Source organism: Enterobacter sp. BNK-22, assembly GCF_048684805.1.
In the GTDB taxonomy this organism is placed as follows: Bacteria; Pseudomonadota; Gammaproteobacteria; order Enterobacterales; family Enterobacteriaceae; genus Enterobacter; species Enterobacter quasiroggenkampii.
Genome location: NZ_JBLQTT010000001.1, coordinates 2,506,763 through 2,529,205 on the forward strand (window position 1 = coordinate 2,506,763; position 22,443 = coordinate 2,529,205).

22 protein-coding genes are annotated in these 22,443 nt (G+C 53.4%); 10 read left to right on the forward strand and 12 right to left on the reverse strand.

What is annotated here, in order from left to right:
* The 11 genes from ACMGGE_RS11880 to bolA form a co-directional block, all read right to left on the reverse strand.
* A complete protein-coding gene (locus ACMGGE_RS11880) occupies positions 1 to 330 on the reverse strand; it encodes an addiction module antidote protein (RefSeq protein WP_028012165.1) in 330 nt (109 codons plus the stop codon).
* Complete coding sequence (locus ACMGGE_RS11885; RefSeq protein ID WP_248220852.1) at positions 317 to 670, reverse strand: type II toxin-antitoxin system RelE/ParE family toxin; 354 nt, start codon at positions 668 to 670, stop codon at positions 317 to 319. Before ACMGGE_RS11885 ends, ACMGGE_RS11880 begins: the two co-directional genes overlap by 14 nt.
* Before the next feature lie 47 nt (positions 671 to 717).
* A complete protein-coding gene (locus tag ACMGGE_RS11890; protein ID WP_024906822.1) occupies positions 718 to 1,116 on the reverse strand; it encodes a YbgC/FadM family acyl-CoA thioesterase in 399 nt (132 codons plus the stop codon).
* A gap of 99 nt (positions 1,117 to 1,215) precedes the next feature.
* The gene (locus ACMGGE_RS11895) at positions 1,216 to 1,596 is read right to left on the reverse strand and encodes a helix-hairpin-helix domain-containing protein (RefSeq protein WP_069720233.1); all 381 of its coding nucleotides are present in this window, start codon (positions 1,594 to 1,596) and stop codon (positions 1,216 to 1,218) included.
* A 148-nt stretch (positions 1,597 to 1,744) separates the two neighbouring features.
* Positions 1,745 to 3,616: a peptidylprolyl isomerase gene (gene ppiD / locus ACMGGE_RS11900; RefSeq protein WP_048030092.1), complete on the reverse strand. Its 1,872-nt coding sequence runs from the start codon at positions 3,614 to 3,616 to the stop codon at positions 1,745 to 1,747.
* Between the two features lie 212 nt (positions 3,617 to 3,828).
* Positions 3,829 to 4,101: a nucleoid-associated protein HU-beta gene (hupB, locus tag ACMGGE_RS11905; protein ID WP_002444653.1), complete on the reverse strand. Its 273-nt coding sequence runs from the start codon at positions 4,099 to 4,101 to the stop codon at positions 3,829 to 3,831.
* Positions 4,102 to 4,311: 210 nt separating this feature from the next.
* On the reverse strand, positions 4,312 to 6,666 hold the full coding sequence (gene lon, locus ACMGGE_RS11910; protein WP_420293787.1) for an endopeptidase La: 2,355 nt from the start codon (positions 6,664 to 6,666) through the stop codon (positions 4,312 to 4,314).
* A 182-nt stretch (positions 6,667 to 6,848) separates the two neighbouring features.
* On the reverse strand, positions 6,849 to 8,123 hold the full coding sequence (gene clpX / locus ACMGGE_RS11915) for an ATP-dependent protease ATP-binding subunit ClpX (protein ID WP_045909778.1): 1,275 nt from the start codon (positions 8,121 to 8,123) through the stop codon (positions 6,849 to 6,851).
* A 126-nt stretch (positions 8,124 to 8,249) separates the two neighbouring features.
* Entirely contained in the window at positions 8,250 to 8,873 is a 624-nt protein-coding gene (gene clpP / locus ACMGGE_RS11920; RefSeq protein ID WP_008503317.1) for an ATP-dependent Clp endopeptidase proteolytic subunit ClpP, read from the reverse strand.
* Between the two features lie 260 nt (positions 8,874 to 9,133).
* Positions 9,134 to 10,432, reverse strand: a complete 1,299-nt coding sequence (gene tig, locus ACMGGE_RS11925; protein ID WP_008503318.1) for a trigger factor — start codon at positions 10,430 to 10,432, stop codon at positions 9,134 to 9,136.
* Positions 10,433 to 10,762: 330 nt separating this feature from the next.
* Positions 10,763 to 11,080, reverse strand: coding sequence for a transcriptional regulator BolA (gene bolA, locus ACMGGE_RS11930; RefSeq protein ID WP_021241655.1), 318 nt, complete (start codon positions 11,078 to 11,080; stop codon positions 10,763 to 10,765).
* Between the two features lie 305 nt (positions 11,081 to 11,385).
* On the opposite strand from bolA, the gene ACMGGE_RS11935 reads away from it, so the two are divergent.
* From ACMGGE_RS11935 to ACMGGE_RS11970, 8 genes are all read left to right on the forward strand, one after another.
* Positions 11,386 to 11,964, forward strand: coding sequence for a lipoprotein (locus ACMGGE_RS11935; RefSeq protein WP_028017643.1), 579 nt, complete (start codon positions 11,386 to 11,388; stop codon positions 11,962 to 11,964).
* 46 nt (positions 11,965 to 12,010) lie between these two features.
* Positions 12,011 to 13,486, forward strand: coding sequence for a muropeptide MFS transporter AmpG (ampG, locus tag ACMGGE_RS11940; RefSeq protein WP_048030090.1), 1,476 nt, complete (start codon positions 12,011 to 12,013; stop codon positions 13,484 to 13,486).
* 479 nt (positions 13,487 to 13,965) lie between these two features.
* A complete protein-coding gene (gene cyoA, locus ACMGGE_RS11945) occupies positions 13,966 to 14,913 on the forward strand; it encodes a cytochrome o ubiquinol oxidase subunit II (protein WP_008503322.1) in 948 nt (315 codons plus the stop codon).
* Between the two features lie 16 nt (positions 14,914 to 14,929).
* The gene (gene cyoB / locus ACMGGE_RS11950; RefSeq protein ID WP_420293788.1) at positions 14,930 to 16,921 is read left to right on the forward strand and encodes a cytochrome o ubiquinol oxidase subunit I; all 1,992 of its coding nucleotides are present in this window, start codon (positions 14,930 to 14,932) and stop codon (positions 16,919 to 16,921) included.
* Positions 16,911 to 17,525, forward strand: coding sequence for a cytochrome o ubiquinol oxidase subunit III (locus ACMGGE_RS11955; protein WP_008503324.1), 615 nt, complete (start codon positions 16,911 to 16,913; stop codon positions 17,523 to 17,525). The genes cyoB and ACMGGE_RS11955 overlap by 11 nt, the downstream gene beginning before the upstream one ends.
* Positions 17,525 to 17,851: a cytochrome o ubiquinol oxidase subunit IV gene (locus ACMGGE_RS11960; RefSeq protein WP_006176899.1), complete on the forward strand. Its 327-nt coding sequence runs from the start codon at positions 17,525 to 17,527 to the stop codon at positions 17,849 to 17,851. Before ACMGGE_RS11955 ends, ACMGGE_RS11960 begins: the two co-directional genes overlap by 1 nt.
* Before the next feature lie 11 nt (positions 17,852 to 17,862).
* Entirely contained in the window at positions 17,863 to 18,750 is an 888-nt protein-coding gene (gene cyoE / locus ACMGGE_RS11965; RefSeq protein ID WP_013095848.1) for a heme o synthase, read from the forward strand.
* A gap of 149 nt (positions 18,751 to 18,899) precedes the next feature.
* Positions 18,900 to 20,261 carry an MFS transporter gene (locus ACMGGE_RS11970; protein ID WP_045909780.1) on the forward strand — a complete coding sequence of 454 codons (1,362 nt, stop codon included), beginning with the start codon at positions 18,900 to 18,902 and terminating at the stop codon, positions 20,259 to 20,261.
* 31 nt (positions 20,262 to 20,292) lie between these two features.
* On the opposite strand, the gene ACMGGE_RS11975 is transcribed toward ACMGGE_RS11970, so the two are convergent.
* The gene (locus ACMGGE_RS11975) at positions 20,293 to 20,784 is read right to left on the reverse strand and encodes a YajQ family cyclic di-GMP-binding protein (protein WP_023334701.1); all 492 of its coding nucleotides are present in this window, start codon (positions 20,782 to 20,784) and stop codon (positions 20,293 to 20,295) included.
* A gap of 121 nt (positions 20,785 to 20,905) precedes the next feature.
* Here ACMGGE_RS11975 and panE point away from each other — a divergent pair, with 121 nt between their 5' ends.
* Both panE and yajL read left to right on the forward strand, forming a co-directional pair.
* Positions 20,906 to 21,817 (forward strand): 2-dehydropantoate 2-reductase, encoded by a 912-nt coding sequence (panE, locus tag ACMGGE_RS11980; protein WP_420293789.1) that lies wholly within the window; start codon positions 20,906 to 20,908, stop codon positions 21,815 to 21,817.
* Positions 21,780 to 22,373 (forward strand): protein deglycase YajL, encoded by a 594-nt coding sequence (gene yajL / locus ACMGGE_RS11985; RefSeq protein WP_248220848.1) that lies wholly within the window; start codon positions 21,780 to 21,782, stop codon positions 22,371 to 22,373. Before panE ends, yajL begins: the two co-directional genes overlap by 38 nt.
* Positions 22,374 to 22,443: the final 70 nt, after the last annotated feature.

Genomic DNA, 22,443 nt, shown 5'->3' on the forward strand with positions numbered 1-22,443 from the left:
CTACTTAACCGTGCTGTCGAACAGTTTCACGCCGGCAGCACGGGTGACTTTCATCAGCGTTGTCAGCGTTGGGTTGCCGTTGTCTGATAAGGTTCGGTATAGCTGCTGACGAGACAGGCCTGATTTAGCAGAAATTTCTCCGATGCCACCTCGTGCTTCGATCACCTGGCGGAGTGCAATGAGATAGGCAGGGATCCCCTGGTCTTCATAGATTTCTTCCAGGGCTGTTTGCAAATAACGCTGAGCGTAGGAAGGATTCTCTCGTAGCATTTTCACAACAGCATCATGATGGCTAACAGAACTCGAATATTTTCGTTCAGTGGCGCTCATTCGATTGTCCTTTTATTTGATGATCTTTCCAGTAATCTATTGCCAGTTTGATATCCGCTTTTTGGCTCTTTTTGTCACCACCGATAAGTAACAATAAAACCTGCCGATTCTCTACTGCAAAAAAGATTCTGTAGCCGGGGCCACTGTCGACTCGCATCTCCCAAACACCTTCCCTGAGGTATCTGTAATCGCCAAAATTACGTTTTATTGCACGGTTGATCCGCATAAGGATCCGGAAAACCGTATCCGGATCCCTTCGATTCATTCTGGCTACCCACTCCTCAAACGGCACTTTCCCGTCACGGGTCCGGTAACGTTCAACAACGTAGTCCCTGTCCATTATTCTATCCCTGAAAAACCCTTTTGTCTTTTATAAAAGACAAATTCCTACGCGATCATCAGCTCCAGCTTTTCGCGCAATTCCCCTTCCAGCGGCAGCGCTTTTTGCGTTTTCAGATCGATACAGACAAAAGTAATCAGCGCATCAGCGACCACCTGCCCTTCGGGATCGAGCGTCACCACCTGGCTTAACACGCCGCTTTTGCCATTGATCTGCTGCACCTGGCTGGTCACCGTGAGTACATCGCCCAGCACGGCCGGACGACGGTAGTTGATGTTGATATTGACGACCACGAACGCGATGTTGTGCGCGGTCAGCCACTGAAAGCTTTCGCTGTTTTCCAGCCCGTCCCAGCGCGCTTCCTCAAGAAACTCCAGGTAGCGGGCATTGTTCACATGCTGGTAAACGTCGAGGTGAAAACCGCGTACTTTAATTTTTGTCTGCATAGCGCAATAGCCTTTACTGTTATTGTAGGATGAGAGGTCATAACTGGTATGACCTCTTTATCCTGGCAAATTTTTGCCGCTGTGCAAGTAATTGTGAGATTACAACGTCAGGTGTGAGAGGTTGCGCTCAACCAGCGCGCTCCCCATGCCCGGAACCTGTTTGAGATCGTCGACCGTTTTGAAAGGACCATACTCTTCACGATAGCTGACGATAGCCTGCGCTTTTTTCAGTCCGACGCCATTCATCACGCGGGCGAGATCCTCGGCAGAGGCTGAATTGATGCTGACCCGCGTACCATCATCGTCCGCATTTTTACCGGCTTCGGTCGCTTTAGTCTGCCCTTGCGCCATCGTCGCTGCGTCGGATTTGCTCTGTGTCGTCTGTTGTTTGGCGGCAGGCGTCGCCGCCAGCGCCCCCGCGCTCATCCCGGTGGTGGCAATAGCCAGCGTAATTAACAGTGCTTTGATTCCACATTTCATGCTGTTATCTCCTTGTTTGTTGACAGCCCCGTCACGATAGCCGCCCGAGAAAACCGGCACAAACAGCAGAGTGCAGAAATGGAAAAGGCCGCGAAAGCGGCCTTTAGTTATTGCAGAGCGTTACGAAAATCTGCGAGCAGATACGTAATTATTGCTGCTGAGTGATGATGTCGCCCAGCTTAATTTTGGCATCTTTACGCAGGTTGCTCATCATGGCTTCGAAGGCAATCTGAGCATTGTTCTGGGTAATCCCCTGGACCATCGCCTTCTTCTGCGCGTCTGGCAGGGTACCGGCTTTCACTTCATCCAGCGCCAGCAGAACGACGTTACCCTGCGCATCGGTGGTAGTACCGAAGCTTGGCTTGTCCTTCGCAGGCAGAGTCAGGCCAAACGCGGCCTGGCTGATTGGATCCTGACCGGTACGGCTCAGCGTTTTCGCCTCACCGAAGCTCAGGCCAGCCGCTTTCAGCGCATCCTCTTTACCCGCTTTCAGATCGGCCAGAATCTTCTCAGCATCCAGCTTCGCCTGCTGTTCCGCTTTGTTGTGCTTAACCTGAGCGACGACCTGATCCTTCACTTCCGCCAGCGGTTTGACCGCTTCTGGCTTGTGCTCGCTGACGCGCAGCACAAACGCACGATCGCCATCAACGGTAATGATGTCAGAGTTACTGCCCGGCGTGCCGTTCTCGCCGACCAGACCACCGTTGAAGATGGCATCTGAAACCGGTTTGAAGTTCAGTTCTTCCGGCAGGTTGTCACGGCCAAACCAGCCCGTCTCAACCGCTTTCACCCCAGCCGCCTGCTCGGCACCCGCCAGAGATTCGTTGTCGTTGCTGGCAGCATCGCTCACCTTCTGCTGCAGTGCATAGTAGGCATCCAGCGCTTTTTCCTGTTTCACTTTCGCCGCGATATCGTCGCGAACCTCAGCCAGCGGCTTGGTTTTCGCCGCGGTGATGTCGTCCAGACGCACGACCAGGAAGCCCACGGAAGATTTAATGACGCCAGACAGTTGGCCTTTCTCTTTCAGGCCGGCATTTTTCAGCTCGTCCGGCGTGGTCGCGTCTTCCAGCCAGCCCATATCGCCGCCGTTTTTCGCAGAGATAATGTCGGTGGATTTCGCTTTCGCGACGGTCGCGAAATCAGCGCCTTTGTTCAGCTCATCCAGTACCGCTTTGGCATCCTCCTCGGTTTTGGTCTGAATCACGCTGTAGCGGTTACGCTGCGGCTGTGTGAACTGATCCTGATGCTGGTCATAGTAAGACTGGATTTCCGCGTCAGACGCGGTTTCCTGCAGCGCGGCAGCATCCAGCTTGATGTAGCTCACACGGAACTGCTCTGGAGAAACAAAGGTATTCTTGTTCTGCTCGTAATAAGCGTTAACGTCAGCGTCGCTCACCTGCTGTTTCGCGGCAAGGGCGTTCACATCAATGGTCGCTTCACGTACAACGCGCTGCTGTGCTACCAGCGCGGCCAGTTCATCCGTTTCACCTTTGAGCATGAAATCAGTGCCGACAACGGCATTGATGAGCTGCTGAGTGGTCAGCTGGTTACGCAGAGCCTGCGCGTACTGATCGGCCGTCATCCCCATCTGGTTGACGATGCTGTTGTAACGCGCGTTGTCGAATTTACCGTTAGACTGGAAGGCTTGCGTGGAGAAAATGGCTTTTTTCACCTGCTCATCGCTGATGCCAAGGCCCAGTTTTTTGGCATACTGATCCAGCAGAGCTTCGTCGATAAGACGGTTCAGAGTCTGTTGGCGCAGGGTCTTCATGTACCCTTCGTTCGCTGCCAGTTCAGAGAATTGGTCGCCCAGCTGTTGCTGCATACGGTTACGTTCACCGGCAAAAGCATTCTCGAACTGACCGCGGCTGATCTCCTGGCCATTCACTTTTGCGGCATAGTTCGCGCCACCGCCAATAAGGTAACTGCTCACGCCGGTCAATATGAACGACACGATAATGATACCGAAAATAATCTTGAGCACGAGACTGTTAGCAGCCGTGCGTAAGCTGTCCATCATGGTGTAACAACACTCCGCTGTAGGTGACTGGTTACCTGACGCTGACGGAAAATCCTGCCCGTCGCGCGTAAAGTCGTATTGTGACAAGAAAACGGGGCGATTGTCAGCCCACAACTCGCATAAACTCGCACAAATCAGGTCTGGACAAACAAAAAAGGCACATCAAACGATGCGCCCTTGTACTATCCGGCTTCCCTGAAACGGGAAAGCAATCAGTTTACTGCGTCTTTCAGCGCTTTACCTGCACGGAAACCCGGCACTTTAGCGGCAGCAATGGTGATCTCTTTACCGGTCTGAGGGTTGCGGCCAGTACGGGCAGCACGCTCTTTAACAGCAAAAGTACCGAAGCCTACCAGTGCAACGTCGTCCCCAGCCTGCAGAGATTCAGTAACAGAAGCAATTAATGCATCTAACGCACGTCCAGCTGCAGCTTTAGAAATATCAGCACCAGCAGCAATTTTGTCAATCAGTTGAGATTTATTCACTGTTCTCTTCCTCTCTTTATAATTTATATCGCGCCTGAATCCTTCACAACGCGACCGCGCAGCAGTTATATCAGGCCTGCCATGACCTTACAACACCCGTTGTTGATGGCTGACCTAATCAGCAATCTAAATTAGCTATACAAAAAAAGGCTGGCAAGTGCGAAATGACTTACCAGCCTTGTTTTTATTGACGCTCTTTGCGCGAGGTCACTATTTTGCGGTTACAACCTGCATTCCTGACGGTTCATTCTGCAATGCGAGACTAAGAACTTCCTCAATTCGCTTAACAGGATGAATCTGCAGGTCGGCAATCACGTTGTCCGGAATCTCTTCCAGATCGCGTTTATTTTCGTAAGGGATCAATACGGTTCTGATCCCACCGCGGTGTGCCGCCAGCAGTTTTTCTTTTAAGCCGCCAATCGGCAGAACCTGGCCACGCAGCGTAATCTCACCGGTCATCGCCACATCGGCACGCACCGGGTTCCCTGTCAGGCAAGAAACCAGAGCGGTACACATGGCAATACCCGCGCTTGGACCATCTTTCGGCGTCGCCCCTTCAGGTACGTGCACGTGGATGTCGCGTTTTTCGTAGAAATCAGGGTTGATCCCCAGTTTCTCCGCGCGCGCGCGCACCACGGTCAGCGCCGCCTGAATGGACTCCTGCATCACTTCACCCAGCGAGCCGGTGTAGGTCAGTTTGCCTTTACCCGGTACACAGGCGGTTTCGATGGTCAGCAGATCGCCGCCCACTTCCGTCCATGCCAGACCGGTCACCTGGCCAACGCGGTTTTCGTTATCCGCGCGACCGTAGTCGAAGCGCTGAACACCGAGATAGGCATGCAGATTATCGCCGTTAATCACAATGTGTTTCAGGCTCTTATCCAGCAGCAACTGTTTCACCGCCTTACGGCACAGTTTAGAGATTTCACGCTCAAGGCTACGCACGCCCGCTTCACGGGTGTAGTAGCGAATGATGCCAATAATCGCGCTGTCCTCGACGGTCAGCTCGTTGGCTTTAAGCGCGTTACGCTCAATCTGTTTCGGCAGCAGGTGCTGTTTAGCAATGTTCAGCTTCTCGTCTTCGGTGTAACCGGAGAGACGGATCACTTCCATACGGTCCAGCAGCGGAGCCGGAATGTTCATGGAGTTCGACGTCGCCACGAACATGACGTCGCTCAGGTCGTAGTCCACTTCCAGATAGTGATCGCTGAACGCCACGTTCTGTTCTGGATCAAGTACTTCCAGCAGGGCAGACGCTGGATCGCCACGCATGTCCGACGACATCTTGTCGATCTCATCCAGCAGGAACAGCGGGTTTTTAACGCCCACTTTCGCCATCTTCTGGATCAATTTACCCGGCATAGAACCGATGTAGGTACGGCGGTGACCGCGGATTTCCGCTTCATCGCGCACGCCACCCAGCGCCATACGGATATACTTACGTCCGGTCGCTTTAGCGATGGACTGACCCAGAGAGGTTTTACCCACCCCTGGCGGTCCTACCAGGCACAGAATTGGGCCTTTGATTTTGTTTACACGGCTTTGAACCGCGAGGTACTCAAGAATGCGGTCTTTCACGCGTTCCAGGCCGTAGTGGTCGGTATCGAGGATTTCCTGCGCCTGACGCAGGTCTTTTTTGACCTTGCTGCGGGCGTTCCACGGAACCTGCACCATCCACTCAATGTAGCCGCGTACGACGGTCGCTTCAGCCGACATTGGAGACATCATTTTCAGCTTCTGCAACTCGGCTTCGGCTTTCTCTTTCGCCTCTTTCGGCATCTTCGCCGCGTCGATCTTACGCTTCAGCGCTTCGTTTTCGTCCGGCGCATCGTCCATCTCGCCCAGTTCTTTCTGAATGGCCTTCATTTGCTCATTCAGATAGTACTCACGCTGAGATTTTTCCATCTGCTTTTTCACGCGGTTGCGAATACGCTTCTCAACCTGCAGCAGATCGATTTCGGACTCCATCATCGCCATCAGATATTCCAGACGTTCGTTAACGTCGGACATTTCCAGCACGGACTGTTTGTCAGCCAGCTTCAGCGGCATATGTGCAGCGATGGTGTCCGCCAGACGTGCAGGATCGTCGATGCTGTTCAGCGACGTCAGCACTTCTGGTGGGATTTTCTTGTTCAGCTTGATGTAGCCTTCAAACTGGCTAATCGCGGTGCGAACCAGTACTTCCTGCTCGCGCTCATCAAGTTCAGGCGAATCAAGGTACTCTGCCTTGGCAGAGAAATGTTCGCCGTCGTCTGACAGAGTGGTAATACGCGCACGCTGCAGGCCTTCAACCAGCACCTTCACGGTGCCGTCAGGCAGCTTCAGCATCTGCAAAATAGAGGCCACGGTCCCGACGGTGAAAAGATCGTTTACACCCGGCTCATCCGTTGATGCTTCTTTCTGCGCCACCAGCATGATTTTTTTATCATGATCCATAGCGGCTTCGAGGCAACGGATAGATTTTTCCCGCCCTACAAATAAGGGTATGACCATGTGCGGATAAACCACCACATCGCGCAACGGCAATACGGGGATTTCAATGCGTTCAGAACGCTCAGGATTCATAGAGCTCTCTCTTAGTTAGTGTCCGCCAGGTAAGCTGGTCATGTCACTGTGCTTCACATAACCATTAACATGTATCCAGTATATGGGGATGTTTCCCACACATTCAACGCTATGAATACGGAAAAAGTAAAGGGGAGATAAAATCCCCCCTTTTTGATTAACTGCTTGTATGATTTGGTGAATTATTCGCCAGATGCCTGCTGGGCTTCCGGTTTACCGTAAATCAGCAGCGGCTTGGTTTGACCGCTGATGACGGACTCGTCAATCACCACTTTCTCAACGTCTTCCATCGACGGCAGATCGTACATGGTGTCGAGCAGTGCCGCTTCAACGATAGAACGCAGACCACGAGCACCGGTTTTACGGACCATCGCTTTCTTAGCAATGGCATCCAGCGCTTCGTCGCGGAATTCCAGGTCAACGCCTTCCAGATTGAACAGCGCCTGATACTGCTTGGTCAGCGCATTTTTTGGCTCTTTCAGGATCTGGATCAGCGCGTCTTCACTCAGCTCATTCAGCGTTGCCACAACCGGCAGACGACCGATGAACTCAGGGATCAGACCGAATTTGATCAGATCTTCCGGTTCGACCTGAGACAGCAGCTCGCCTTCGTTCGGTTTTTCAGCCGTCGATTTCACCGTTGCGCCAAAACCAATGCCGGAGCCGGTTTCAACACGGTGGGATATGACTTTATCCAGACCGGCAAACGCACCGCCACAGATGAACAGGATCTTGGAGGTATCAACCTGCAGGAACTCCTGCTGAGGATGTTTACGCCCACCCTGTGGTGGAACAGCGGCTACCGTACCTTCGATCAGCTTCAGCAGTGCCTGCTGTACGCCTTCACCCGATACGTCACGGGTGATGGACGGGTTGTCGGATTTACGGGAGATCTTGTCGATCTCATCGATGTAAACAATCCCGCGCTGGGCTTTCTGTACGTCGTAATCGCACTTCTGCAGCAGTTTCTGGATGATGTTTTCGACGTCCTCACCCACGTAACCGGCCTCGGTCAGGGTGGTGGCATCCGCCATGGTGAACGGAACATCAAGCAGACGCGCCAGGGTTTCAGCCAGCAGCGTTTTACCGGAACCGGTTGGGCCGATCAGCAGAATGTTGCTTTTACCCAGTTCCACGCCATTGCTGGTGTCGCCGTTACGCAGGCGTTTGTAGTGGTTATAGACCGCTACCGCCAGCACTTTCTTGGCCTGCTCCTGACCGATGACGTAGTCGTCAAGGTGATGACGAATTTCATGCGGCGTTGGCAGCGCGCTGCGCTCACGGTGCGGTGCGACTTCTTTAATCTCTTCGCGAATGATGTCGTTACATAAATCGACACATTCGTCGCAGATATACACGGACGGCCCGGCAATCAGTTTACGCACTTCATGCTGGCTTTTGCCGCAAAAAGAGCAGTACAGCAGTTTGCCCGAACCATCTTTGCGTTTATCTGTCATGAGTCCAAACCTCTTTTTAAGTTCTTTGTGCCGCACATGACGACGCAAATGCCATTCTAAGACGCAAGCTGCATCAAGCAGCGTGCCGCCCTACCTTAGTATAGCGGCACACTCGCGTCGCGGGCATCAATTACGATGGGTCAACACGGAGTCGACTAAGCCGTACTCAACTGCCTCTGAAGCAGAGAGGAAGCGATCGCGCTCGGTATCGCGCTCGATCTGCTCGAGAGGTTGACCCGTATGCTGCGCCATAAGTTCATTCATGCGCGCTTTTACTTTCAGAATTTCGCGGGCGTGGATTTCGATATCCGTCGCCTGCCCCTGGTAACCGCCCAGCGGCTGGTGAATCATCACGCGGGAATTTGGCAAGCAGAAACGCTTACCCTTCGCCCCTGCGGTTAACAGGAACGCGCCCATAGATGCTGCCTGACCCATACAGATCGTGCTGACATCCGGTTTGATGAATTGCATGGTGTCATAAATGGACATCCCTGCTGTAATCACGCCACCCGGGGAGTTAATGTACAGGTAAATGTCTTTTTCCGGGTTTTCCGCTTCCAGAAACAGCATCTGCGCCACGATCAGGTTAGCCATGTGGTCTTCCACCTGGCCGGTCAGAAAGATAACGCGTTCCTTGAGCAGACGGGAATAGATATCAAAAGAACGCTCACCACGTGAGGTCTGTTCAATAACCATTGGCACCAGAGCCATATGGGGTGCAAAGTTATCTCGTTCGCCACTGTATGACATTTCCGTCTCCTGGATCAAAATTGAAAACACCTGCTGTACTGATTGTAACCTTACGGACGGATTATCAGCCAGTCTCATTCATCATGATTACGTACTTATGGGGTTCACAGTGCCCTATTTCAAGCATAACAACCTTTTGTTGTTACGCTAACACCGAAAGGGCGTTTTAGCACTCTTCCTGGGCTCTGGCTGCGATAAAAAAAACCCGCTGCCGCAAGGCAACGGGTTTTCTGTTCAAACTTTAAACCGTTGGGGCGAAATTACGCCTGCTGGTTCATCAGTTCGTTGAAAGAGGTCGCTTTTTCGGTCACTTTCGCTTTCGCCAGTACCGCTTCAACCGCCTGCTCTTCCAGGGCTACGTTGCGCATGTTGTCCATCAGCTCTTTGTTCTTACCGTAGAACTCGATCACTTCTGATGGATCTTCGTATGCAGAAGCCATCTCTTCGATCAGGCCTTTCACACGCTCTTCGTCAGCTTTCAGCTCGTGGGTACGAATCACTTCGCCCAGCAGCAGGCCAACCACAACGCGACGTTTCGCTTGCTCTTCGAACAGCTCGCGTGGCAGTTCCATCGCTTGCTGCTGGTTGCCACCGAAACGCTGTGCAGCCTGACGGCGCAGAACGTCTATTTCGCTGTCGATCAGGGCAGCAGGAACGTCGATTTCGTTGGCTTTCACCAGACCTTCGATCGCCTGAGACTTCACGCGGTTGCGCACAGCGCCGTTCAGCTCGCGCTCCATGTTTTTACGCACTTCGGTACGCAGGCCAGCAACAGAACCGTCTTCCACGCCGAAACGTTTGATGAACTCTTCAGTCAGTTCTGGCAGTTCGCGCTCTTCCACTTTCTTCAGGTTGATGACGAACTTCGCTGCTTTACCCTTCAGGTTTTCAGCGTGGTACTCTTCAGGGAAGGTCACGTCGATGGTGAACTCTTCGCCCGCTTTGTGGCCTTTGATACCGTCTTCGAAGCCTGGGATCATACGACCCTGGCCCATTGCCAGTACGAAGTCAGACGCTTTGCCGCCTTCGAACTCTTCGCCGTCTACAGAACCGGTGAAGTCGATGGTCACACGGTCTTCCGCGTCAACAGCGCCTTCTTTCTCTTTCCAGTTCGCCTGCTGCTTACGCAGGGTGTCCAGCATGCCGTCAACGTCTTCGTCAGTCACGGAGACAATCGGTTTTTCAACTTCGATAGATTCCAGACCTTTCAGCTCAACTTCCGGGTACACTTCGAACTCTACGGAGTAGGTGAAGTCTTCGCCCAGTTTGTATTCGCCTGGAACGTAGTTTGGCGCACCGGCCGGATTGATTTTTTCTTTGATGATCGCATCGATAAAGTTGCGGCTCATCAGTTCACCCAGCACATCCTGACGCACGGAAGCGCCATAACGCTGAGCAACAACATTCATTGGTACTTTGCCCTTACGGAAGCCGTCAATACGTACTTTTTTTGCTACGTTGACCAGCTCGCTTTTCACAGCAGTTTCGATGCTGTCAGCAGCGATAGTAATCGTTACACGGCGGCCAAGGCCTTGAGTGGTTTCAACTGAAACTTGCATCTTGTTACCTCAAAAAAATCACAGTGCTCGGTCAACTCTGAATCTGTCTGTTATACCGGGATGCTCTCTTAGTGCAGATTCACATTCCCTGTCGCCAGAATCATCCCGAAGACATTCAATAAGACGCGGCATTATAGCGGCATCACTTAGGTGAGTCGAGAACGGTTGGGGCATGTTGCTGCGGCTTTTTTCACACTTTAAGGCTATTTTTAGCCTTAAAATCGCACCATCCGCTCAAAACTCAGACAAAACAAAACGGCCCGGAGGCCGTTTTGAGGAAATCTGTAAGCAACATACTGGAAAAGCTCCAGCCGTTGCAAATCCGATTTATCAGGCGATAGTGCCTGCACCGCGACAGGGCGGCGATGCGAAAACCGTATCCTGCAAGCCTTCCCATTCCTTAATAGTGTAGGTATGCAGTGCCAGCGCATGCACGGTCGTGGAGAGCTCTTCCGTCAAGGTGCTGTAGATCAAGCGATGTCGGTTCAGGAAACGTTCTCCCGTGAAGCGATCGCTAACCAGAACCACTTTAAAGTGGCTTTCAGAACCTGCCGGTACGTTATGACGATAGCTTTCGTCGACGACTTCGAGGAACACAGGGTTGAACGCTGCCCTTAATTTATCTTCTATATGCTCACGTATCATCATGAAATTACTCCTCCGACAACGCCAGGATGTCACCCATCCCTTTAAATATTAGCCGCTTTTACCGTTTCCATTACACCTTGACAACAAATATTTAGCTTTCGTCTGATTTTCTCATTCAAACGAATGAAGTTCACTGTGAGGCTCATACCTTTTGTCATCCGTGGAAGGAGAAAATGGGTGAGCTGGTCAGTTTTCGGACAAGACGATGAATTTACATGCGTTGACCACTTCCCCTGACCGTTGGCGATGTTATGATGGCGGCAATTTTTCTCTCTATTATGCTTACGATTCGTGAGAACCTTAAAATGTTAAAAAAACTCTTCTTTCCATTGGTAGCCCTTTTTATGCTGGCAGGCTGCGCTACCCCGCCGACCACCATTGATGTCTCACCGAAAATCACCCTGCCTCAGCAGGACCCAAGCCTGATGGGCGTCACCGTGAGCATTAACGGCGCCGATCAGCGTCAGGATCAGGCTCTGGCTAAAGTGACCCGCGATAACCAGCAGGTGACGCTCACCGCCTCCCGCGACCTGCGCTTCCTGCTGCAGGAAGTGCTGGAGAAACAGATGACCTCCCGTGGCTATATGGTTGGCCCAAGCGGCGCGGTGGATCTGCAGATCATCGTGAACAACCTGTACGCTGATGTGTCTCAGGGCAACGTGCGCTACAACATCGCCACAAAAGCGGATATCGCCATCATCGCGACCGCGAAGAACGGTAACAAGATGACCAAGAACTATCGCGCGAGCTACTCTGTAGAAGGCGCGTTCCAGGCATCGAATAAAAATATTGCTGATGCGGTTAACAGCGTGCTGACGGATACCATTTCCGACATGGCGCAGGACACCAGCATTCACGACTTCATCAAGCAGAACGCGCGTTAATCCTGCCCGCTGACCCGGTCTATCGCCGGGTCAGTTTTATAAGAACATGTCCAGCCATTACTTACGCATTTTCCAGCAACCGAAATCAGCGATTCTGCTGATCCTCGGCTTTGCCTCGGGTTTACCCCTCGCGCTCACCTCCGGCACGCTTCAGGCGTGGATGACGGTCGAGAACATCGATCTGAAAACCATTGGCTTCTTCTCGCTTGTGGGTCAGGCCTATGTATTCAAGTTTCTGTGGTCTCCGGTCATGGATCGTTACACGCCGCCTTTCCTCGGGCGTCGTCGCGGCTGGCTGGTGATGACGCAACTCCTGCTATTGCTGGCCATTGCGGCGATGGGTTTTCTTGAACCCGCCACGCAGCTGCGCTGGATGGCCGCGCTTGCGGTGGTGATTGCCTTCTGTTCCGCCTCTCAGGATATCGTGTTCGACGCCTGGAAGACGGACGTGTTACCAGCGGAAGAACGCGGTGCCGGTGCGGCCATCAGCGTGCTGGGCTATCGCCTCGGGATGCTGGTCTCCGGCGGGCTGGCGCTGTGGCTGGCAGACCGTTACTTAGGCTGGCAGGGGATGTACTGGCTGATGGCTGCTCTGCTGATCCCCTGCATTATCGCGACGCTATTGGCGCCCGAACCGAGTGACGTTATCCCGGTTCCCCGCTCGCTGGAGCAGGCCGTCGCCGAACCGCTGCGTGACTTCTTTGGCCGCAACAACGCCTGGCTGATCCTGCTGCTTATCGTCCTTTATAAGCTGGGTGACGCTTTTGCCATGAGCCTGACCACCACCTTCCTGATCAGGGGTGTCGGCTTTGACGCCGGTGAAGTGGGCGTGGTGAATAAAACGCTGGGGCTGTTTGCGACCATTGTCGGGGCACTGTATGGCGGCGTGCTGATGCAGCGCCTGACGCTGTTCCGCGCGCTGCTGATCTTCGGCATTCTGCAAGGCGCCTCTAACGCAGGCTATTGGCTGCTGTCCATTACCGACAAACATATGATCAGCATGGCTGCGGCGGTATTTTTTGAAAATCTCTGCGGCGGTATGGGGACTGCGGCCTTTGTCGCCCTGCTGATGACCCTGTGCAACAAGTCATTTTCCGCTACGCAGTTCGCACTGCTCTCGGCGCTCTCTGCCGTAGGCCGCGTTTATGTAGGCCCAATTGCCGGCTGGTTCGTGGAAGCCCACGGTTGGCCAACATTTTATCTCTTCTCGGTGGTGGCTGCCGTGCCGGGGATTTTATTGTTGCTGGTGTGTCGCCAGACGCTGGAATATACCCAGCGGACCGAACACTTTATGCCGCGCACCGAATATCACCGCGCCTACCGTTTTGCGTTACGACTGTTAATGGTGGGCTGCATTGCGCTGGCACTCTGGCTTGTGGTGCTCATTATTAATGCCAGCACGTCTCTGGCACTCCCGTTCGGGGCCCTTCTGCTGGACGCCGGTGCCCTGCTGGCCATCGTTGGGATCCTGACCGGGGGTCTGCTCGATTTCATGGCGTTGCGTAAAACGCAGCTGACCTGAAGAAAAATACGAAAGGTTATTTCCCGTTGTAATCACTAACCGAAATTATAACGGTGAAATAGCCACCAGCGACGAAAAAAAATATTTGTTGTTTTGTGCGGGATAGGATTTGGAAATTATTGGCTCCGGTTCCAAAACGCTATTTTTCATTAAACGATTCAGCATGTGATAGTTTGATTTTTCGTTTTTTAGATGTCTTTTTATTGATAATTAATTGTTAATTTTTTGTTTATTTTTAACAATGGTTATACCAATTGCCCCTTTTAGGGTATGCTTGGGGGTCCTTTCGTTATAAAGCCCATCTCATGCGGCTTCGGTCATAAAAACCGACATAATTTGCAACACTTGTGACACGTGCGGCAGAACCCGGTAACACCTTCCTGACACAGGCCTAATGATGTTTACAGTAATGTAACCTTCCCGTAAAATGCCCGCACACTTTAAACGCCACCAGACTCCCGTGGAATTGAGGTCGTTAAATGAGACTCAGGAAATACAATAAAAGTTTGGGATGGTTGTCATTATTCGCAGGCACTGTATTACTCAGTGGCTGTGATTCTGCACTACTAGACCCCAAAGGACAGATTGGACTGGAACAACGTTCACTGATATTGACGGCTTTTGGCCTGATGTTGATTGTGGTTATTCCAGCCATTTTGATGGCTGTTGGTTTCGCCTGGAAGTATCGTGCGAGCAATAAAGATGCGAAGTATAGCCCGAACTGGTCACACTCCAATAAAGTGGAAGCTGTGGTCTGGACGGTACCTATCCTGATCATCCTGTTCCTTGCCGTACTGACCTGGAAAACCACTCACGCACTTGAGCCGAGCAAGCCGCTGGTTCACGATGAAAAACCTATTACCATCGAAGTGGTCTCCATGGACTGGAAATGGTTCTTCATCTATCCAGAGCAGGGTATTGCTACCGTGAATGAAATCGCCTTCCCGGCGAACACTCCGGTTCAGTTCAAAGTGACCTCCAACTCCGTAATGAACTCCTTCTTCATCCCGCGTCTGGGTAGCCAGATTTACGCGATGGCCGGTATGCAGACTAACCTGCACCTGATCGCGAATGAAGCAGGCACCTATGATGGTATCTCCGCCAGCTATAGCGGCCCGGGCTTCTCAGGTATGAAGTTCAAAGCTATTGCAACGCCAGACCGTGCCGCTTTCGACCAGTGGGTTGAAAAAGCGAAGCAGTCTCCAAACACCATGTCTGACATGGCGGCGTTCGAAAAAGTGGCTGCACCTAGCGAATACAACAAGGTGGAGTACTTCTCTAACGTGAAACCCGATTTGTTCAAAGATGTGATTGGCAAATTTATGGATCACGGCAAGAGCATGGACATGACCCAGCCTGAAGGCGAGCACAGCGCGCACGAAGGTATGGAAGGCATGGACATGAGCCACGCGGAAACCGCTCACTAAGGGGCCGAGGAAGAAAATGTTCGGAAAATTGACACTGGATGCAGTGCCCTACCATGAACCGATTATCGTGGTTACGGTGGCTGCAATTATCATTGGTGGCGCGGCCTTACTGGCCTTAATCACTTACTTCGGTAAGTGGAGCTACCTGTGGAACGAGTGGCTGACTTCGGTTGACCACAAAAAACTCGGTATCATGTACTGCATCGTCGGCATCGTCATGTTAATTCGTGGCTTTGCGGATGCAATCATGATGCGTAGCCAGCAGGCACTCGCCTCTGCGGGTGAAGCCGGCTTCCTGCCACCGCATCACTACGATCAGATCTTTACCGCCCACGGCGTTATCATGATCTTCTTCGTGGCGATGCCGCTGGTTATCGGTCTGATGAACGTTGTCGTTCCGCTGCAAATCGGCGCGCGCGACGTGGCGTTCCCGTTCCTGAACAACCTGAGCTTCTGGTTCACGGTTGTCGGCGTTATCCTGGTTAACCTGTCACTGGGTGTGGGCGAATTCGCGCAGACCGGCTGGCTGGCTTACCCACCGCTGTCAGGAATTGAGTACAGTCCGGGCGTTGGCGTCGACTACTGGATTTGGGCGCTTCAGCTCTCCGGTGTCGGTACAACCCTGACCGGTATCAACTTCTTCGTGACCATTATCAAGATGCGTGCCCCTGGCATGACCATGTTCAAGATGCCGGTATTTACCTGGGCATCTCTGTGCGCCAACATCCTGATTATTGCCTCCTTCCCAATCCTGACCGTCACCATTGCGCTGCTGACCCTGGACCGCTACCTGGGCACCCATTTCTTCACGAATGATATGGGTGGCAACATGATGATGTACATCAACCTGATTTGGGCCTGGGGTCACCCGGAAGTGTACATCCTGGTTCTGCCTGTGTTCGGTGTGTTCTCCGAAATCGCAGCAACCTTCTCGCGTAAACGTCTGTTTGGTTACACCTCTCTGGTGTGGGCAACCGTGTGTATTACCGTTCTGTCGTTCATCGTTTGGCTGCACCACTTCTTCACCATGGGTGCGGGCGCGAACGTAAACGCCTTCTTCGGTATTACCACCATGATTATCGCCATCCCGACCGGGGTGAAGATCTTCAACTGGCTGTTCACCATGTACCAGGGCCGTATCGTGTTCCACTCAGCAATGCTGTGGACCATCGGCTTCATCGTGACCTTCTCCGTAGGTGGGATGACCGGCGTACTGCTGGCGGTACCGGGTGCTGACTTCGTTCTGCACAACAGTCTGTTCCTGATTGCGCACTTCCATAACGTTATCATCGGTGGCGTGGTCTTCGGCTGCTTCGCTGGCGTAACCTACTGGTGGCCAAAAGCGTTCGGCTTCACGCTGAACGAGAAATGGGGTAAACGCGCGTTCTGGTTCTGGATCATCGGCTTCTTCGTAGCATTTATGCCGCTGTACGTGCTGGGCTTCATGGGTATGACCCGTCGTCTGAGCCAGCAGATCGATCCGCAGTTCCACCCAATGCTGATGGTTGCAGCGGGCGGTGCCGTGCTGATTGCCTGTGGTATCGCGTCTCAGCTGATTCAGTTCTACGTGTCTATTCGCGACCGCGACCAGAACCGTGACCTGACCGGTGACCCATGGGGTGGCCGTACGCTGGAGTGGGCAACCTCTTCTCCACCGCCTTTCTATAACTTTGCCATCGTGCCGCAGGTTCATGAACGCGACGCATTCTGGGAAATGAAAGAAAAAGGTGAAGCGTACAAGCAACCTGCTCATTACGAAGAGATCCACATGCCGAAAAACAGCGGTGCGGGCATTGTGATTTCCGCTTTCGCGACGGTATTTGGTTTCGCAATGATCTGGCACATCTGGTGGATGGCGATTGTTGGCTTCGCTGGCATCGTAATCAGCTGGATTGTGAAGAGCTTTGACGAGGACGTGGACTACTACGTACCAGTCCGTGAAGTTGAGAAGCTGGAAAATCAGCATTTCGACGAGATTTCTAAAGCGGGGCTGAAAAATGGCAACTGATACTCTGGCGCACTCAACTGCCCACGCGCATGAGCATGCGCACCACGATACAGGACCGACCAAAGTCTTCGGTTTCTGGATCTACCTGATGAGCGACTGCATTCTGTTCTGCTGTCTGTTCGCGACCTATGCCGTTCTGGTGAACGGCACAGCGGGCGGCCCGACCGGCAAGGACATCTTTGAACTGCCGTTCGTTCTGGTTGAAACCGCACTGCTGTTATTCAGCTCCATCACCTACGGCATGGCGGCTATCGCCATGTACAAAAACAACAAGAGCCAGGTTGTGTCCTGGCTGGCGTTGACCTGGCTGTTTGGTGCTGGATTTATCGGGATGGAAATCTATGAATTCCATCACCTGATCATGGAAGGCTTCGGCCCGGATCGCAGTGGCTTCCTGTCCGCGTTCTTCGCGCTGGTCGGCACCCACGGTCTGCACGTGACCTCCGGTCTGATCTGGATGGCAGTACTGATGTTCCAGATCTCCCGTCGCGGCCTGACCAGTACTAACCGTACCCGTATCCTGTGCCTGAGCCTGTTCTGGCACTTCCTGGACGTGGTGTGGATCTGTGTGTTCTCTGTTGTCTATCTGATGGGGGCGATGTAATGAGTCATTCTAACGATCATGGCGCTTCCCACGGCAGCGTAAAAACCTACATGACAGGTTTCATCCTGTCGATCATCCTGACGGTGATCCCGTTCTGGATGGTGATGAGCGGTTCTGCGTCTAAGCCGGTTATCCTGGGTGCAATCCTGGTGACCGCGGTGATTCAGATTCTGGTGCATCTGGTTTGCTTCCTGCACATGAACACCAAGTCCGATGAAGGCTGGAACATGACCGCCTTTATCTTTACCGTGATTATCATCGCTATCCTGGTAGTCGGTTCCATCTGGATTATGTGGAACCTCAACTACAACATGATGGTTCACTAAGAGCGGCGAGTATGTTTAAGCAATACCTGCAAGTAACGAAACCAGGCATCATCTTTGGCAACCTGATCTCCGTGATCGGAGGGTTCCTGCTGGCCTCCAAAGGCAGCATTGATTACACCCTCTTTATCTACACGCTGGTCGGTGTGTCACTGGTTGTTGCGTCCGGTTGTGTATTTAACAACTACATCGACATGGATATCGACAAGAAGATGGAAAGGACCAAAAATCGGGTGCTGGTGAAAGGCCTGATCGCCCCTTCCGTCTCGCTGGTGTACGCCACCTTGCTGGGTATTGCTGGCTTTATGCTGCTGTGGTTTGGTGCTAACCCGCTGGCCTGCTGGCTGGGGGTGATGGGGTTCGTGGTGTATGTGGGCGTCTACAGCCTGTATATGAAGCGTCACTCCGTCTACGGCACGCTGATTGGTTCTCTCTCCGGCGCTGCGCCGCCGGTGATTGGCTACTGCGCGGTCACGAATGAGTTCGACAGCGGTGCGCTGATCCTGCTGGCTATCTTTAGCCTGTGGCAGATGCCGCACTCCTATGCCATCGCGATTTTCCGCTTTAAGGATTATCAGGCAGCGAACATCCCGGTTCTGCCGGTCGTGAAAGGCATCTCCGTTGCCAAGAACCACATCACGCTGTACATCATCGCCTTTGCCGTGGCAACGCTGATGCTCTCTCTGGGTGGTTACGCTGGATACAAATATCTGGCGGTAGCGGCTGCAGTGAGCGTCTGGTGGCTCGGCATGGCGCTGCGCGGTTACAAAGTGGAAGATGACAAAGTCTGGGCGCGCAAGCTGTTTGTGTTCTCGATTGTGGCCATTACTTCACTGTCCGTGATGATGTCCGTGGACTTCATGGTGCCGGATTCACATAACCTGCTGACTTACGTCTGGTAAGCCACAACAGGTGAATAAAGGGGTGCTTCGGCACCCTTTTTTATTCACTGAATCTATTAATAACGCATGTAATATTTGTTAAATAACCCTTTATTTACCCCGCCCCTTCCCCGCACTACACTATGGCCTGCTTTTGAACTGAGGTGGTAATGAACGATTATAAAATGACGCCAGGCGAGCTACGCGCGACCTGGGGCTTAGGGACTGTCTTCTCGCTACGGATGCTTGGCATGTTTATGGTCCTGCCTGTTCTGACCACGTACGGTATGGCGCTGCAGGGGGCCAGCGAGGCGCTGATTGGCCTCGCCATTGGCATTTATGGTCTGGCGCAGGCGGTGTTCCAAATCCCGTTTGGTCTGCTCTCTGACCGGGTGGGCCGCAAGCCGCTGATTGTCGGCGGGCTGCTGGTCTTTGTGCTCGGAAGCGTCATTGCCGCCCTCTCCCACTCCATCTGGGGCATTATTCTTGGCCGCGCTCTGCAGGGCTCCGGCGCGATTGCCGCCGCGGTGATGGCGCTGCTGTCAGACTTAACCCGCGAGCAGAACCGCACCAAAGCCATGGCATTTATCGGCGTGAGCTTTGGCGTGACGTTTGCGATTGCGATGGTGCTGGGCCCCATCATTACGCACACATTGGGCCTGCACGCCCTGTTCTGGATGATTGCCGTGCTGGCAACCATCGGTATAGCCTTAACCCTGTGGGTGGTTCCGGACAGCAAAAACCACGTCCTCAACCGTGAGTCGGGGATGGTAAAAGGCTGCTTCAGCAAAGTGATTGTCGAGCCGCGCCTGCTTAAGCTGAATTTTGGCATTATGTGTCTGCACATTCTGCTGATGTCGACCTTTGTTGCCCTGCCCGGCCAGCTTGCCGCAGCGGGTTTCCCGGCGGCTGAGCACTGGAAAATCTATCTGGTTACGATGCTGATTTCGTTTGTCTCCGTCGTGCCGTTCATCATCTACGCTGAAGTGAAGCGCAAAATGAAGCGCGTCTTCGCGGGCTGCGTGGCGGTCCTGCTGATTGCCGAGATCGTGCTCTGGGGTGCTGGCCCGCACTTCTGGGAGCTGATTGCCGGCGTGCAGCTGTTCTTCCTGGCATTTAACCTGATGGAAGCCCTGCTCCCGTCGCTGATCAGCAAAGAGTCCCCCGCCGGTTACAAAGGCACGGCAATGGGCATTTACTCCACCAGCCAGTTCCTCGGCGTGGCGATCGGCGGCTCGCTTGGCGGCTGGGTGGACGGACTCTTTGATTCACAAACCGTGTTTCTCGCGGGGGCGCTACTGGCGACAGTCTGGCTGCTGGTCGCCGGTACCATGAAAGAGCCGCGCTACGTGAGCAGCCTGCGCGTAGAAATTCCGGATGATGTGGAGATGAGCGATGCGCTGAAACAGCGTCTGGAAGCTAAAGACGGGGTCACAGAGGTGCTGATTGTTCCCGAAGAGCGCAGCGCTTACGTCAAAATTGACAGCAAGGTGACCAACCGCTTCGAGGTCGAGCAGGCGCTCAAGGCGTGAAAAAAAGCCCGGTTAAACCGGGCTTTTTATATTAATCGCGGAAGTTTTTAAACTGGAACGGCTGCCCCAGATCGCCGCCGCGCACCAGCGCCATCACGGACTGGAGGTCGTCGCGGGACTTACCGGTCACGCGAATCTCTTCGCCCTGGATCTGCGCCTGCACCTTCAGCTTGCTGTCTTTGATGAGCTTCACAATCTTCTTCTGCACCGCGCTCTCGATGCCCTGCTTCAGCTTGGCTTCCACAAACCAGTTCTTGCCGCTGTGCACAAACTCTTCCGGCACATCCAGAGACGTCCCTTCGATGCCGCGCTTTAACAGCTTGGCGCGCAGAATGTCGAGCAGCTGATTTACCTGGAAATCAGACTCGCTCAGCACCTTAATGGTCTTATTTGCGTCGTTCAGCTCAAACGACGCCTCAACGCCACGAAAATCGAAACGTGACTCAACTTCGCGGGTTGCGTTCTCAACGCCGTTGCGAACTTCCTGGATATCAACTTCGGAAACAATATCGAAAGATGGCATCTTTTCTTCTCCCTTCACTTTTGTTGCGTTGCATAATACCCGCTACGAGGCATAACTCAACAGAAGCTTAGCTGTATAATTAAGCTGTAACACCTGGCGCAGTTGCAGGTGAGGAGGAACAATGAAAATTACAGTGCTCGGATGTGGAGCCCTTGGTCAGCTATGGCTGACCGCGCTGTGCAAGCACGGACATGAGGTTCAGGGCTGGCTCCGCGTGCCCCAGCCCTTTTGCAGTGTAAACCTGATTGGTGAAGACGGAAGCATCTTTAACGAATCCCTCACCGCGAACGATCCTGATTTCCTGGCGCAAAGCGACCTTTTACTGGTGACGCTCAAAGCGTGGCAGGTTTCAGACGCGGTCAAGACACTGGCCGCCCAGCTCCCCCCCACTTCGCCCATACTGCTGCTGCATAACGGCATGGGAACCCTTGACGAGCTGAAAAGCGTTCCGCAGCCCCTGCTGATGGCGACGACCACGCACGCTGCCCGTCGCGACGGCAACATCATCGTGCATGTCGCGAGCGGGGTGACCCACATCGGCCCTGCCAGAGCGCAGGATGGGGACTACAGCTATCTTGCCGATGTGTTGCAGAAGGTGCTGCCAGACGTGGCCTGGCATAACCATATTCGTCCACAACTCTGGCGCAAGCTGGCCGTCAACTGCGTGATCAATCCGCTGACGGCGCTGTGGAACTGCCCGAACGGAGAGCTGAAAAATCATCCACAGGAGGTTGCACTGCTCTGTGCGGAAGTCGCGGCGGTCGTTGAGCGGGAAGGCCTGCATACCTCGGCAGACGATTTGCGCTGTTATGTCGAGCAGGTTATCGAGAGTACGGCTGAGAACATCTCCTCGATGCTGCAGGATGTTCGGGCATTACGCCACACGGAGATCGACTACATCACCGGCTATCTGCTAAAACGCGCCCGCGCGCACGGCATCGCGGTGCCGGAAAACGCCCGTCTGTATGACCTGGTTAAACGTAAGGAGAGTGAATATGAGCGCGTCGGCACTGATCTGCCTCGCCCCTGGTAGCGAAGAGATGGAAGCGGTCACCACCATTGATCTGATGGTGCGCGGCGGTATTAACGTGACAACCGCCAGCGTCGCCAGCGACGGCAGCCTGGCGATTACCTGCTCGCGCGGCGTGAAGCTGCTGGCCGATGCTCCGCTCGTGCAGGTGGCCGACGGGGATTACGACATCATTGTCCTGCCCGGTGGCCTGAAGGGCGCGGAGTATTTTCGCGACAGTCCGCTGCTGGTTGAGACCGTGCGTCAGTTTCATTTATCCGGGCGCATTGTCGCGGCAATCTGCGCCGCCGCCGGAACGGTGCTGGTTCCGCACGACATTTTCCCCATCGGCAATATGACCGGCTTCCCGGGGCTGAAAGACACCATTCCGGAAGATCAGTGGGTGGACAAACGCGTCGTCTGGGATCCGCGCGTCAACCTGCTGACCAGCCAGAGCCCGGGCACCGCGATTGATTTTGGCTTAAAGATTATCGACCTGCTGGTCGGGCGCGAGAAGGCGTACGAAGTGGCGTCATCGCTGGTGATGCCGGCGGGGATTTATAATTACTATGAAGAGTAGTGCATAAAAAAAGCTGGGTGGCGCGAGGTAAAAGCAAAACGGCAACCAAAGGTTGCCGTTTTTAATGTTT

Bases quoted from the DNA above. Each gene is read 5' to 3' on its own strand.
- ACMGGE_RS11880 (WP_028012165.1), bottom strand. From the start codon at position 330: ATGAGCGCCACTGAACGAAAATATTCGAGTTCTGTTAGCCATCATGAT.
- ppiD (WP_048030092.1), bottom strand. From the start codon at position 3,616: ATGATGGACAGCTTACGCACGGCTGCTAACAGTCTCGTGCTCAAGATT.
- ACMGGE_RS11890 (WP_024906822.1), bottom strand. From the start codon at position 1,116: ATGCAGACAAAAATTAAAGTACGCGGTTTTCACCTCGACGTTTACCAG.
- ACMGGE_RS11935 (WP_028017643.1), top strand. From the start codon at position 11,386: ATGTTAAAAAAACTCTTCTTTCCATTGGTAGCCCTTTTTATGCTGGCA.
- cyoE (WP_013095848.1), top strand. From the start codon at position 17,863: ATGTTTAAGCAATACCTGCAAGTAACGAAACCAGGCATCATCTTTGGC.
- cyoB (WP_420293788.1), top strand. From the start codon at position 14,930: ATGTTCGGAAAATTGACACTGGATGCAGTGCCCTACCATGAACCGATT.
- yajL (WP_248220848.1), top strand. From the start codon at position 21,780: ATGAGCGCGTCGGCACTGATCTGCCTCGCCCCTGGTAGCGAAGAGATG.
- cyoA (WP_008503322.1), top strand. From the start codon at position 13,966: ATGAGACTCAGGAAATACAATAAAAGTTTGGGATGGTTGTCATTATTC.
- bolA (WP_021241655.1), bottom strand. From the start codon at position 11,080: ATGATGATACGTGAGCATATAGAAGATAAATTAAGGGCAGCGTTCAAC.
- ACMGGE_RS11885 (WP_248220852.1), bottom strand. From the start codon at position 670: ATGGACAGGGACTACGTTGTTGAACGTTACCGGACCCGTGACGGGAAA.
- clpX (WP_045909778.1), bottom strand. From the start codon at position 8,123: ATGACAGATAAACGCAAAGATGGTTCGGGCAAACTGCTGTACTGCTCT.
- ACMGGE_RS11975 (WP_023334701.1), bottom strand. From the start codon at position 20,784: ATGCCATCTTTCGATATTGTTTCCGAAGTTGATATCCAGGAAGTTCGC.
- ACMGGE_RS11970 (WP_045909780.1), top strand. From the start codon at position 18,900: ATGAACGATTATAAAATGACGCCAGGCGAGCTACGCGCGACCTGGGGC.
- ampG (WP_048030090.1), top strand. From the start codon at position 12,011: ATGTCCAGCCATTACTTACGCATTTTCCAGCAACCGAAATCAGCGATT.
- clpP (WP_008503317.1), bottom strand. From the start codon at position 8,873: ATGTCATACAGTGGCGAACGAGATAACTTTGCACCCCATATGGCTCTG.
- lon (WP_420293787.1), bottom strand. From the start codon at position 6,666: ATGAATCCTGAGCGTTCTGAACGCATTGAAATCCCCGTATTGCCGTTG.
- ACMGGE_RS11895 (WP_069720233.1), bottom strand. From the start codon at position 1,596: ATGAAATGTGGAATCAAAGCACTGTTAATTACGCTGGCTATTGCCACC.
- panE (WP_420293789.1), top strand. From the start codon at position 20,906: ATGAAAATTACAGTGCTCGGATGTGGAGCCCTTGGTCAGCTATGGCTG.
- ACMGGE_RS11955 (WP_008503324.1), top strand. From the start codon at position 16,911: ATGGCAACTGATACTCTGGCGCACTCAACTGCCCACGCGCATGAGCAT.
- tig (WP_008503318.1), bottom strand. From the start codon at position 10,432: ATGCAAGTTTCAGTTGAAACCACTCAAGGCCTTGGCCGCCGTGTAACG.
- ACMGGE_RS11960 (WP_006176899.1), top strand. From the start codon at position 17,525: ATGAGTCATTCTAACGATCATGGCGCTTCCCACGGCAGCGTAAAAACC.